At 37.3% G+C, this 15,165-nt stretch carries 6 protein-coding genes and 1 pseudogene; all 7 read right to left on the reverse strand.

Annotated elements, in window-relative coordinates; genetic code table 11:
* On the reverse strand, positions 1-9,980 hold a 9,980-nt coding region (locus tag HT724_RS07310; RefSeq protein ID WP_173293571.1), incomplete at its 3' end, for a YSIRK-type signal peptide-containing protein.
* Positions 9,981-10,396: 416 nt separating this feature from the next.
* A complete protein-coding gene (locus tag HT724_RS07315; RefSeq protein WP_173276796.1) occupies positions 10,397-10,786 on the reverse strand; it encodes a YtxH domain-containing protein in 390 nt (129 codons plus the stop codon).
* Positions 10,759-11,185: pseudogene (locus HT724_RS07320) on the reverse strand (DUF948 domain-containing protein). Before HT724_RS07320 ends, HT724_RS07315 begins: the two are co-directional and overlap by 28 nt.
* A complete protein-coding gene (gene lgt, locus HT724_RS07325) occupies positions 11,186-11,974 on the reverse strand; it encodes a prolipoprotein diacylglyceryl transferase (protein WP_173276798.1) in 789 nt (262 codons plus the stop codon).
* Entirely contained in the window at positions 11,967-12,902 is a 936-nt protein-coding gene (gene hprK / locus HT724_RS07330) for an HPr(Ser) kinase/phosphatase (RefSeq protein WP_173276799.1), read from the reverse strand. The genes lgt and hprK overlap by 8 nt, the downstream gene beginning before the upstream one ends.
* Before the next feature lie 130 nt (positions 12,903-13,032).
* Complete coding sequence (gene rpsU / locus HT724_RS07335) at positions 13,033-13,209, reverse strand: 30S ribosomal protein S21 (RefSeq protein WP_000048054.1); 177 nt, start codon at positions 13,207-13,209, stop codon at positions 13,033-13,035.
* A gap of 488 nt (positions 13,210-13,697) precedes the next feature.
* Positions 13,698-15,165: DUF1542 domain-containing protein (locus HT724_RS10295; protein WP_240156733.1), on the reverse strand; the 1,468-nt coding region annotated here is incomplete at its 5' end.

The raw sequence follows: 15,165 nt of genomic DNA on the forward strand, positions 1-15,165 counted from the left end.
GTTACTACTGCATCTCCATTTGGTTTTCTTGTAATTTCAATTTCACCTGGTTGTTCTGTTTGAGGTGCATTTGGATCTAATTTCTTAGGTGTTTTTACGTTTACTTCAACAGAAGGTTTTCCTGGCGGTGTAATTTTACCTGTTCCTGGAATTTCCCCATCTGGTAAGTCTTTATTCGGAATAATTACTTTTCCATCTGGTCCTGTTGTTACCACAATTGGTGTGCCATTCTTACCTGGAATTTCTACCGTAGTTCCTGGTGGATATGTTGTTCCATCTGGTTTCTTAGGTGTTACTGTTACATCTCCTGTATTTGGATCTTGATCTAATACTATTGCCGGTGTTAAACGAGCTGGTGTTTCAACAGTCACATTTTCAACAGGTTTATCTGTACCAGGCTCAGTGATTGCTCCTGGACCTGAGATATTACTGTCTGGTAAGTCTTTATTTGGAACTGTCCCCTTACCATTTTGTCCAATTTCTACTCTAATTGGATTTCCATCTTTTCCTGGAATTTCAACTATCGTTCCTGGTGGGTATATTGACCCATCTGGTTTCTTAGGCGTTACTGTTACTTCTCCTGTATCTGGATCTTGTTGTAACTCTACTGTCGGTGTCTTACGGGCTGGCGTCGTTACATCAACTGGATTAGATGGTGCTTTATTCGGTTCTGTTACTGTTCCTGTTCCTGATTTATCAGTTTTTGGAAGTTTATCGTTTGGAACTGTTCCTGAACCGTCATTTCCAATCTCTACCTCAATTGTTGTATTATTATCACCTGGAATAACTACCTTCGTTCCTGGTGGATATGTTCCTCCTCCTGGTTTCGTTGGTGTTACAATTGCATCACCATTTTCTTTACGAGTAATTCCTATACTTGGAGTTTGAGTCGTAGGAACTTTTGGATCTGTTCCGTTTTTCTTCTCTTCCTCATCTGGAATTCCATCGTTATCATCATCTGCATCTTCTTTATCTGGAGTTCCATCTCCATCTGTATCTCTCAGAATCGTTACTGGAACTTCTACCTTAATTTCCTCAGTTTCTTTTCCAGTTTTTCCATCTTTTTCTTTTGTAATTTTAACAGGAATGTTAATTTGACGTTCTTCTTCATCTTTGTCCCAGTTATCTACTGTTGTAGTTCCTGTTAACTCACCATTTCCGTTAACTGATAATCCATTTACTGGTGGATTTTCTGTTGTAATTGTAGCACCTGGTTTATTTGTTGTTACAACTGTAACCGGTGGAACTTCAGCTTTTTCTCTTACAGGAGCTGGTGGTGTCACATTTCCTGTTAGTTCATCTGCTACTTTTGGATTTTTATCTTGATCATCTGGAATACCATCATTGTCATCGTCTAAATCATCTTTATCTGGTGTTCCATCTCCATCAGTATCTCTTAATACATTGACTACAACGTCTTTTTCAACTGGTGTGTCACCTTCATGAGTTACAGTTACTTTAATCGTTACAGTACGATGTTCTTCGATTTCTCCCCAGTCTTTAACATCTGGCGTTCCAGTAACTTTACCATCAGGAGTTACAGTTAGTCCATTCTTAGGAGTTGGAGTAATTGTGCTATTGTCTTTATTAGGTGTTACCACTTTATCACTTGTATATGCTTTATTTTCAATCGCATCTACCGGTGTTCCTACTTCGACTGTTAATGGTTTTCCAGCAGTTTCTGTAGATGATTGACTTGTTAAGTCTGTTGTCTTACTTGTTACTTTTGCTGTAACTGGTGAACCATCTTTTACTTTATCCGCAGGAATAGTCACTTTACCATTTGCATCAACAGTAATTTTCGGATCAGAACTTGTCCAAGTTCCATCTCCAGCTTTTGTTACTGTTACTGTTTGTGGCGTGTTATCTTCACCTGTATATGTGATAGTTGTAGTTCCTTCTCCAGTTAATATCGGTGTAATTTCTACAGTTCCATTTTCTTTTGGTGTCACTATTGGAGCTTGCGGTTTCACTTTAACAATTACATCTGTTGTTTCTGTTGAACCATCTTCATAAGTAATTGTCACTGGAATTGTATGTTTACTATCTGGAGTTACTTTCGGTAATTCAGAATTTTCCACTACACTTGTAATCTTAGCTGCTGTGAAATCTTTCGTTTCAGTTCCATCTACTACTCCAGTAACCCCTGTTTTTCCTGATAAATCAGAATTTGTTAATGGTGAATCTACTTCTTTAATAACATCAACAGTTGTTACTTTGTGAGGTGTTGGTGTATATGTCGCATCATCAGAATCTACAGCTGAACCACCCGTACCTTTTGTTGCTTTGGCAGTCACACTAGTTCCTACTAATTTTTTAGGAATTTCTAATGAACCATTATGGAATACTAGGCCTTCTTTCGGTGTTTCAAGTTCCCATCCAGAATCTTTCTTCACTAGTGTTACAATTCCATCTGTTAATGGAATTGTTACTTTATCCCCATCTGTTGGTGGCGTTACTTTCACATTTCCATTTTGCCATTGAGAAATACTTGGAGCTGCTGGTTTTTCTTCTTTTACAACTACATGTACAGTTACTTGGTTTCCTGCTTTTCCTTGGCTATCAACAGGTTGAAGCGTTACAGCGTATACTCCTGCTGTTGGATTTGCTGGAAGTCCAGTAACATTAACAGTACCTGTTCCGAATGGTTTATCCGTAGTACGATCATCTTCAGTATCAGATACCGTTACTAATTCTTTTAGTTTGTCTGCTGTTAATACTGTTCCTGCAGCATAAACTTTAGGATTTTCTTGTGTTCCTACTGCTGCATCTTTCAACGTTACTACTGGAGCATCATTTGATACTGAAATTACTTTCCAATTTCCTGCTGGTGTTGCATTTTGTCCAGTTTCAGGTTTGTAATCTACTCGTAATCCTAATCCGCTAGTATAGTTATCTGTATTGTCTCCAGAAGCAACCTCTTCTTTAATAAGAAGTTTTTTATTATTATCTGATTCTTTTAGGGCAATGCTTACTTTGTTTTCAGCTTTATTGGCTTCATTTATACTATTTGTAATTCCTTGTACAAAGTTATTTGCATTTGTAACTCCAGCTGGCGTTGTAGGATCTACTTGCCAATCTCCACCATTTTCATTACGTACAAGAACAATGCTATTCGGTTCATTATCTGTATCTGAATTATTATGGAATCGTAACTCGATTCGTTTTGCATCATGCGGTACTGTTACATCAATATGCTTGCTTCCAGCAATTGTAGCAGAAGGTGAGTAATTACCCATTTTGACTACTTTAGGTTCACTCGTTTTAGAAACATCTGTATTTCCAACTTTGTTTACTACTGTAATCGCTGCTGGTTGAACTGTTTCTCCGTTTTTATTTTCGCTTTGACGAAGGTTCTTGTCATCAGGTAATGTCGCTGTCCAAGTATCTCCATTAATGGTTACTTGCCCATCTTTGCTTGATAAAACTGTATTGTCTTTATCATTTAAGTGTACTTCTACAACTCTATCATTATTATTATCTAATGTGAATCCACCTAACGTACCGCTAATCTTACGTGTTGTTGATGATACTGCATCCTGATTAAACGTTGGTTTTGGAGGTGCTACATGGAATGTAACCTCTTTTTCAATGCTAGCAGGTGTATAAACTTTAACTGCTTTACCGTCTATATTGGTTGTATAGTATCCTGCACCTCTTGGGAATTTCACTAATGCCTTGTAATCATTCACTACACCTGGTTTGTTAAACTCAGTAGTAGCTGTTACTTCTGTTTGATTCTTACTCCATTTGAAGTGCATTCCTGCTGGGTAATATTTATCATCCACATCTTGCTTTGTGCCATCTATTGCAGAAACTAACTTCACATAATTATGAGAGTCTTTACCGTTGTTTGCATTCGCTGCATCAACTAGTTTCGTTCCTAACTCAACTGTTTCTGGACTATTTCTAACTTCAACATCTACTACTTTATATTTATATTTATAAGTACCAGTGTTTCCTGTAGCGTCAGTAATCGTTACTTCCCCAACACGTTCTCCTAAATCAGCTGTTGATGTAGATGTGTTAGCTGCTTCTGTAATCTTAACGTTTGTTCCACTTGTCCAAGGACCATTTTTCTCAATACTTGTTCCATTTGGAAGTTTTGTTACGTTAATCGTCTTAATATCGTTTCTGTCATCTCTTACATTGAATGTTGGGTTAAATGTTGAACCTCTGAACACTACGAAGTTTGCAGTAGTGTTTTCATCTTTTGTTAACAACATACCATCCATTGTTGCGATTGGCTCATTCGCATCTACTTTCGTTACAGGAATTTCAATATCTTCTGTTGAGTGGTCAGGATATGTGATAGTTGCACCAACATAGTAAGTACCATTATCTTTCGGCTTAATCGCACCATCTTCTTTCATAGCAAGACTTAAACCAGTTGTATTATTACTGATCTTTACAGTTCCACGTGTAGATGTAAATGTCAGATTTGATTTCATTGAATCGAAATCTGATTGACTAATTTTCGCACCTGGTGCAGTAACATCTACATTAATTGGCTGAGTTGAAACTTGTGGATCATATTTAGTTGCTTGAGTTAGAACTTTAAATTTGATGCGAGTTTTATTTGTAACATCGTTAGTTTGATTATTCATCTCATTTGTTGCAGCATCTTTAGCTACAACATAACGTGTTACTTCATCATTATCTGTCCACTTTGTAGTCCCAGTTTTATAATCTCCTAAATTACCTGAAATTGTAACATCTCTTGGAGCATCTAATTCAACATTACTTTTACGAACAGCCTCATTATAAGATAAGCCTTCACCCAAACCTATATTGAATGTCTGACCTAATGCTATTCTAACTTCAGTCAATTTATTAGAATCGTCGGTTACCCTACCAATCGTTAGATTTGTATCTTCTGTTGGCGTTACATAAACAACTTGATCTCCGTTGGTTTCTACTTTTGTTTCTACATTATTCGGAGTAAATTCAAATTTCGGTGGTTCTTTATCCCCAGCTTTAGAATTTGCTGTTGTTGTATCACTATCTACGCTATCTGTTGTCACAGATTTAGCTGTTATTTCAGTTGCGTCCTTAATAGCACGGTCCTTGATTGTAACAACACCAGTCTCAGGGTCAATCGTTACACCGTCTGCAGGTGCTCCACTTGTCAATGACCATCTATTTCCAGTTTTAGTTGCTGTAACTGTAATCGTCGTTTGACCATTTGGATGTTTATAAGTAAAGTTTAATCTATTAACATTTTCTTCACTTACCGGTGTTACTGTTACATCACCTTTTTCCAAAGGAGTAATTGTTGGTGCTGTTGGTTTAACATGGAATGTTTGGTCTCTTTCGATGGTAGCAGGTGTGTAGACCTTAACTTGGTTTCCATCAATTGTTGTTGTATAGTAACCAGCCCCAGATTTAAACTTCACTTCTGGTTTATATTCAGAAACGATTCCTGGTCTGCTCAATCTAGTTTCATTAGCAACCTCTTCAGTTCCCTTCTTCCATTTAAACGACATACCAGCTGGATAATATTTATCATTACCATCGGCATTTGGAGCATCTACTACTTTCACATAATTATGAGAATCTTCTAATTGAGTATTTAATGGGACTGTTTTTGGTGTTTCTCTAATTGCAACATCTACAACTTTATATTTGAATTTATAAGTTTTCTCATTGTTTAGTGCATCTTTTACAACAATACTTGCTTCATGATCTCCTAATTGAGCATTATTTGTTGCAGTGATATTATTTCCTTCTACTTGTACATCAGCACCATCTTTAGACCAGCTCCCTGATTTTTCAAACTTCATACCACTTGGAAGACCCGTTACGCTTATATTTGTGACTTTATTTTTATCATCACTTACTTTAAAGGTTGGATTAAATGTGGATTCTTTGAATACTACATATGAATAATCCGTTGCTGTCTCTGATAATTCTTTACCATTAATCGTTACTTTTGGCGCTGTTGTATCTGACTTCGCAACCGGGATTCTAATATCTTCTCTTGAGCCGTCTGGATATTCAATTTTAGCATTTACATAGTATGAACCATTTGTTTCATCTTTCTGAATTGCACCATTGTCTTTCATCGTGATATTTAAACCAGCAGTTCTATTATTAGCACCGTTACTGATTTTTACATCACCACGATCTGAAGTGAAGGTAATATTTGATTTAATAGCTTCAAATTCTGTTGGAGTAACTCTTGCACCTGGAGCAGTAATATCTTTATTAATTACTTGATCACCAACATGTGGATCATATTTCGTTGCTTGAGTTAGAACTTTGAATTTGATGCGAGTCGGATTTGAAACATTTTCAGTTTGATCTCTCATTTCTTTAAGTGCTGCATCTTTTGCCACAACAAATCGTGTAATTACAACATCATCTGTCCAAGTTGCATTTCCATTACGTTCTGGAAGTTTTCCTGAAACAACAATATCTCTTGGAGCATCCACATCTCCATTATTTGTTTTAGCTACTTCATTATAAGTAATACCCGAACCTAACCCTTGAATACCAAACACTCTATTAGACTTATCTGCGAATTTCACCTCAGATAATTTACCAGAGTTATCTGTTACTGTACCAATCTTTAAATTTGTATCTTCAGTAGGAGTGATATATGCTACTTGCTCTCCTCCTGTTTCAACTCTTGTTTCTTTTCCATTAGGAGTAAACTTGAATTTAGGTGGCTCATTATCCCCTACTTTTGAATTTACTGTCGATGGATCACTTTCTACATGGTCATTTGTTTCAGATTTAGCCGTAACAGGAACAGAGTCTTTTATCGCTCTATCTTTGATAGTTACTTTCCCTGTAGTTTTATCAATCGTTACACCGTCAGCCGGAGCATTACTTAATGTCCATCCATCGTTTGTTTTTGTTGCTGTAATTTTTCTTGAAGAATTATTAGGTTCATTATATGTGAAATTAAATGTATTTACATTGTTTTCACTAACTGGTGTTACTGTAACATCCCCATTGTTTTCTGGAGTTACTGTTGGTGCTGTTGGTTTTACTCGGAATTCAATATCTCTAGCAATATAAGCACGTCCACGAATTTCATCTACCTTATCGCCCGTTGCATTTGTTGCAGTAACTGATTCACCATTTGTTGGTACATATGTTGTTGGATAGAAGGCAGCTGCTTTTACAGTATATTTACCAGGATCAGTATACGTTAAGTTTGTCTTATACTCTGTACCTCTGATATAGCGGAATGTCATACCACTTGGGAATAATCTATCATTTCTTTGTGACCCATCATTTACTGTTAAATAATTATTTGGATCCCCTACTGGTCGGTTTAATTCCACTTCTCTAGAAATTTTAGCAGCGCCTGTTTGTTCAGAAACACCTTGTTCAAAGTCAAGATCTAACACACGAACACGGAATTTCACTTCTTTTTTATTCCCTTGATTTACATCTCCGTTTGCCGCATCCGATACTTTTAATGCAACTGTAGAAATACCTAATGGTGCATTAGCGCCAACACGACCACGAACGGTATAACTTCCTTGAGCATTTTCAGTTTTACCTGATTCTTTAATGGTTGCAGAAGCATTTTGATTGAACGAAACACCACTAGGAAGTCCAGAAACATACTGAATGTTTACTTTACCAGCCGCATTGTTATCGTAATATTTTAAAGGTAACTCAATATTTGCACCGCGATAAACATCAATAATTGGAGCATTTGAGACATTATCTGTTAACACTGTTTCTGTGTTATTGCTTGTCTTATCAACAATTTTTACAGTTGGAGCCACTCTGTCACGTTCAGGAGTTGGTGTTACAGGATTACTACGTTCAGAAGTTACTGTTCCACTATTATTCACAACTGTTTCAGCTGTAATGGCTGTAGACGGCAATGCTTTTGATACCGTAATTGTAGCAGTTGTTCCATTAGTCTTCCCAGTTCCAATAACCGTACCACCACTATATAAGGTCACTATAGAATCCTTAGGCACTCCATTACCTACATTTACAGTAACCGTTTGCCCAGCCTTCCCTGCTTTTTCATTTACAGAGCTTTGATCAATAGCAGGTTTACGTGGAATAACCTTTAATGTAGCAGTAGTAGTATTTGAAGTATTGTCGCTGTAGGTAGCTTTTACTTGACGCTTGAATACTCCTGCTGTACCAGTACTTGGTTTTCCATCTGGCCAACTCCAAGACGTGGTGTTAGGAAAGTTTTTACTTCCATTATTACCCGTTACAAAACCACTTTCTACTGGATTATTTAAATTTCCAAGAGAATCTCCAACTTTTTTTGTCACTTCTTTACCGATAATAGGATATTGAGAATTTTGTTTAACAGTCGGTTCTACATTTTCCGTAGGTTCTTTCCCTGACACGAAAGCATAGGATTGATGCGCTGTCGGAGCATAATTGGTTGCAACAGCTACAGTAAATGCTTGTCTAACTTCTTCATCCGTTACACCTGATCTTAATTTTGCTTGAAAATGCATATGTACAGCAGCTGTTTTATCGTTAGTTCTCAATCCTATTCCATAACTCCACCTGCTGTGATTTCCTTCTAATTTTACAGCCTTTTCTAAAATAGGTTGTGCGTTATTCCCCTTAAAGACATCCTTCATATCTTCAGCATGAGGACGTCCTGCACGGACACCTAGACTGTTTAAATAGGTAAATCCATGCTGAGTTCGCTCACTAGTATCTAGAAAGTTGTAATACAGCGTTCTTTCATGATGAAATTTTTCTGGATTTTGTGAGAGAGTTCCACCTTCATTTGGATTGTTTCTACGATAGATTTCAAAGGATAACTCTTTTATGGTATCACCATTATATGCACCACTACCGGCTAAATCTAATATTTTAGGTTGCAACAATACTCTATATATCTGTCGCAAACCAGCATCAGCTATGTTTCGACCATCATTATTAAAGAAAACATCGTAAACTACATATTTCTGCCCACCAATCGTCTGAATTCGAGCTGTCATATCCACCTTATTCTCTACGAATTGTCTGTCGCCATTCCTAGGATTTCCAGATCCATCAGTTCCATAGAAACGTTGATAGGTTAATAGATTATCTTTATTGGTCCATCTTGAAGAAATTGAAGCTGCTCTTACATTTGTCCCCTTCTCAATCTTCTCTCCATTACGTGGGTCATTCTTACCTGAAGTTAGACGCAAAGTCGCTATTTTGACAGAATTAAACGTTCTTTTAACACGATTATTCAAATCCTCAAGTTCATTAGATGTTACCCTAGTATTTGTCAATAATCCTTGAGCAAGTGAGAGAACTTCATTTGCTTTTCCAAGTACTTCTTTAGTTGATTCATGTTCAGGGAGCTCAAGAACTGCTGCTTGTAATTGCTCAGCAGATAATTTTAGCGATTCTTTCTTATCTGAAATAGTTTTATCATCTTCACTTAGTTCAGAAGTAGCTTTATTATCTTTGATTTCAGTATTATTCTCAGTTGCGTTTTCTTGAACCTTGCTTGATTCTTTAGTAGCATTTGATAAAGCAGTTAAATCACTTTCTAAAAGGGAAAATAGTTCATCTACATCCTTCTGCGCTGCAGTATCACTATCTAGTAGGGCTTGCCCTTTTTGAACTCTGTCCTTAATCGGAGAAAGAACTGAGTTGTCAAGATCTGATTTCGATGAAAGAGTAGTATTTAACTCTTCAACTACTTTTCTTAATTTCGCTTTATCAACTACTTTAACAATGTTTTCACTATTAGTTGCCATTTCCTTTTCTGAAGGATTCTGTGCAACTTCTACTTTGTTTTCAGTAGGTTCCGTAACGCCCACAGGTGGCTCGACCTTATTTTCAGGGTTCACTACACCTGCAGTAGAGTGTGAAGTGTTTTCAACTAGACTATCCGCACTCGCAACGCGCGCACCCAAAAACATCAATGCCGCAACAGCTACTGAAGCCGCACCAAAGCTATATTTACGAATCGAATAGCGCAGTACCTTTTCACGTTGCTGTCGATTTACTTTATATGAATTCGATTTGTGTTCCATTTCTCCTCCTAAGGAAAATATAATAAAAAAGCAATCTTTATAACTTCAACTCCTTAAAAAGAGTTAAGCTACAAAAATCACTATGATGATTGCTATTAGCAAATAACATCACAGCTATCACAGCTATCACAGCTATCACAGCTCAATTATACTATTTTCTACATACTTAATCAAATATTTTGCCTTATATTCTTTAAAATTCGAGAAATATTGTATATTTAAGTATAACATTGTGAATATGTTGATATTTTTTAAAAGCAACTCTATTCACAAAAAAGTAGATTATACTTATCTACTTTCAAAAATCATTAAATTTCTTTTTATTTAAGGTTTTATCCACATAAAAAAACCTATAAGCTCTCTAGAGGTATAATCCACTAGAGAGTTTATAGGACCTAGAATAGTTACTATTTCTTTTATTCTTCTGTTATGTCAATCACAATCTCTTCTGATTCATCAAGAGTTTCGGCCTTTTCTTGCCATTGCTCCTTGAGATTATTAAATCGATCTTTTGATGCTTCTGTCGCTTGAAAAGCATAGGATTTAGCTTGAGCAAGTACACTGTCCACAATGATTTCACCTGACTCAACCTGTTCTTTGGTTTTCAGAACAAAATCTGTAGCCTGCTCCTTAACTTCTGTCAGTTTTTCACAGACCTGCTCCTTGGCATACTCAGGATCTTCTCTCAAATCATCTAGAAAATCTTGAGCCTGACTGCAAATTTGTTTGCCCTTATCGCTTGTTAAAAACAAGGCAAGAGCTGCACCTGAAACGGTTCCTAAAAGGATAGAGGATAATTTACCCATAAGGATTCTCCTTTTTTATTTTTTGAAAAATTTACTTGCAAGACGAAGAGCTGACAAACTTGCCCCAGTCTTGAGTGTTTTTGAACCAGCTGATGAAGCTTTCTTGCTCAAGACACGCGCTTGACCATTGAGATCTGATACGGATACAGATAAGTCGGCAACTGCAGTGAAGAGTGGATCAATCGTTGCCATCTTGACATTGATATCATCTGCCAAGACATTGACCTTAGCCAGCAACTCATTGGTATGATGCAAGGTCACATCCACATCTGAAGTCAAGGTTTTAATAGTCTTTTCTGTTTCATCAATCACACGTCCAAGCTTTTGTACAGTAATGATTAGATAGACCAAAAAGACAATCAAAGCAAGGGCTACAAGAATATATGCAACTTCTAACATTTAGTTTTCCTCCTCTGTAACGTAGTAAGGGGCCTTCTTTCGATTTTGATATAGAATGATAAAAATACCCAGTCCGATAAGGACAACTGATAGCCATTGAGACACTCGAAGTCCAAAGAACATGAGACTATCTGTTCGCATGCCTTCGATGACCATACGACCGAAACCATACCAAATCAAGTAAAAAGCAGTGATATGACCTCGTCTGAGACTCTTCCATTTTCTTCTGAATATCAAAATCAAGGCAAAGCCAAGCAGATTCCATAGAGACTCATAAAGGAAAGTCGGTTGACGGTAGCTCCCCTCAATATACATCTGGTCACGGATAAAGCCAGGTAGATAATCCAGATTATCCACTGCTGCACCATAGGCTTCTTGGTTAAAGAAATTACCCCAGCGCCCCAAACTTTGGGCAATCATGACGCTAGGTGCTGCAATATCTAGAAAATCCCAAGTATTGATGAGTTTGCGATCAGCAAAGATATAGAGCACAATAGCCCCAGTTATCAAACCACCATAAATGGCCAAACCACCATTCCAAATGGCAAAAATCTCTCCCAAATTCTGACTATAATAATCCAAACGGAAAATGACATAGTAGAGACGAGCTCCTAAAATAGCCAAGGGAAAGGCTATCAAGATAAAATCTAAAATATCGTCTGGTATGATCTTCTTTCTAGGCGCTTCTTTCATGGTCAAATAAACCGCAAGAATCAAGCCTGTCACAATACACAAGGCATACCAACGAATGGCTAGAGGGCCTAGTTGAATAGCAATTGGATCAAGCATTAGGCACCTCATTTCGAGCGATGAGATTTGTCAGCCGTTCTTCGAACAAACGGGTCGCATCAAAGCCCATTTCCTTGGCACGATAATTCATGGCAGCTGCCTCAATCACGACAGAAATATTACGACCTGTTTTAACTGGGATACGGATACGAGGAATGGCTACGCCAGAAATTTCTAATTCCTCTGCATTGTTTCCAAGTCGATCAAAGGTCTTATGCGTATCGTAATTTTCCAAGTAAACAGCAAGCTGAACCTGTGAAGAATCCTTGACAGCACTGGCACCGTAGAGACTCATGACATCGATAATCCCAACCCCACGAATTTCAATCAAGTGTTTCAAAATTTCAGCTGGTTCACCCCAGAGAGTAATCTCATCCTTGGCAAAGATATCGACACGGTCATCGGCTACCAAACGGTGACCACGTTTGACAAGCTCAAGACCTGTCTCACTCTTACCGATTCCACTATCGCCCTGAATCAAGACACCCATCCCATAGATATCCATCAAGACACCGTGCACACTGGTCCGTTCTGCCAAACGAGAATCCAGATAACTAGATAACTCTCCAGATAAACGACTAGTAGCCGTACGGCTGGTTAAAATGGCAATCTTACATTCTCTGGCTGCCTTTAACATCTCCTCTGGAACCACCAAACCACGGGCAACAATGACCGCAGGTGTCTCAGGTAGAAACATTTTTTTCAAAACTTCATAACGGCTGTTAGAAGGCATGCCAATCAGATATGACCACTCCTTCATCCCCAAAAGTTGAATCCGCTCTGGCGTGTAGTAGTCAAAATAACCTGTCATTTCAAGACCGGGTCGCGTAATATCCGCTATATTGATTTCCTTTTCAAGCAATTCTGGTTCGCCATAGACAATGTCTAGTCTAAGCTTTTCAATCACTTCTTTTACTAAAACCGACATCATTTCCTCCCTCAATCGAGTTCTTTTTACTATTATATCAAATTGTAGGAGGATATTTCAGATTTTTGCAGGTTTTGGAGTATTTATTTAAAAGAAAAAGGACTAGATTTCTCTAGCCTTTCATTTCTAATTAGAATTTTTTACGTTTACGAGCTGCTTCTGATTTACGTTTACGTTTTACAGAAGGTTTTTCATAGAATTCACGTTTGCGTGTTTCTTGAAGAGTACCAGCTTTAGTAACCGCACGTTTGAAACGACGAAGTGCGTCGTCAAGAGATTCATTCTTACGTACTACTGTTTTAGACATTTTTTTCACTCCCTTCAAGTTCAATATCTATTTTATTCTACACGTAAAAGGAATAATTGTCAAGCAAAAATGCGGTTTAATTTTGATTTTTTCTTACATTTATACAAGAGTTGAAAGCGCTTAGCGCCTGTTTATATTGATGAAACTGGATTCAGTACTTATTTTTATCGAGAATACGGTCACTCATTAAAGGGATAGATCATATGTCTAAAAGAAGATATCAGAGGATTTCTTTGATTGTAGCGCCTTCCTACTAGGAGAATTCTTATGAGAGGTACTTGTTTAAGCTTTGAAAATCGGACTTATACTCTTCGAAAATCTCTTCAAACCACGTCAGCTTCGCCTTGCCGTAGGTATATGTTACTGACTTCGTCAGTTCTATCCACAACCTCAAAATACTGTTTTGAGCAGCCTGTGGCTAGCTTCCTAGTTTGCTATTTGATTTTCATTGAGTATTATCATCTGATGTTTATCAAACAATCTACCAATTAAGCTTCTTCGTCTTCTTTACGACGACGGCCTGCAAGACCAAGACCAAGTAAGGCACTTGCGGCCGCTACTACCATAGATACTACAGAATCTACTGTACCTGTATTTGGCAATTCTTTAGCCACTTTACGTGTATTTGCTTGAGTTGTAGCTGGAGCTACAGCTGGTGTTTGAACAGCTTGGTCGTTAGTTGGAGTTGCATGATCAGTTGATAGAGCAACTTTCGCCATGAAGTCTTCGATACGTTTAATCATTGCATCCACTTCTGCTTGACTTGTGTCTGCATTAGCAAATACTTTCTTAGCATCTGCTGATAATGCATTCGCTTCTTTTGCAGTTTCTGCATCAAGTTTAGCTGATTCTCGGATGATTAGTTCATCTAATTGACGAATAGCACCTTCTAACTTCGCTTTATCCACTTTTGCGTCAGTGTTAGTTGATCCGTTATTTCTGCCATAATCTGGAAGAGAAGTTTCTGGTTTAGACTCCCCACTTTGTGAAGCAACAACTCTAACCGGTACTTTTACAGTTATTTCTTTTCCATCTGCTAATCTTAAAGTTACTTTAGCAAACTTGTCCCCTAATGTATTTGTATCCGGTAAATCTATGCTAATGACCGTAACATTCTCTGGTAAGTTTAGTTTAGCAATAACATCAGCTTGACGAATCGCTTTTCCACGTTCAACTGTTACTACTCCAGTAATAGATGATTGAATGAATGCTCCAAGGTCAAAAGATGGTCGTTCATAAACTAATGAATCTTGATCCATTTGGTATAGGAATGTACGTAAAGCTTTATCGATTTCTGTTTGTTTTTTAGACTTATCGATTTCCTCTAATGCTTTTTCCTTTAATCTCTCAACTCTGTCAATTGCTTTTTCTTTTTCTTGAACAGAAAGTTTTTTATCTGCTTTAATGCTAGCAATTTTTTCATTTGCTATCGTTTCAACTACTTCCCTAGCTTCTACAGCATCTAACAATGATTTTTTCGCATTTTCTAAAGAATCTTTTGCCTTAATCACCATTTCTAAAGCTTTGTTAACTTCAATTTGTGAAGCATTTTTATTATCGATAACTTTTTTTATTTCTTTTAAAAGTTTTTCTGATTCTTCTTTTACTTTTTTATATTCGTCAATTGTTGCTTTAGTTTTCCCGTTTGTTGGATCTTCTGAGATTAACTCATTTAATACGTCATTATTATTCGTTAGTTGTGCTTTGTCTGTCGCTGCTCCATCTAAGTTGCCTTTGGCTGTGTCAATTGCTTGTTTAGCTGCATCTACTTCTGCTTGTGTCACATTTGCTTTTGCTAGGACTTTCTTTCCATCTTCTACAGCTTTATCATAAGCTGCTTTTTGTGCTTCACTTCCGTTATAGTACTTCGCATTAGTAGTTTTTGTAGTTTCTGCATCTGTTGATGTTGCTTTTTCTAACTCTCCTGTAGTTGTTGGTGCTCCATCTAAGTTGCCT

The sequence above is a fragment of the Streptococcus sp. k-402 genome, from assembly GCF_013277515.1.
GTDB lineage: Bacteria > Bacillota > Bacilli > Lactobacillales > Streptococcaceae > Streptococcus.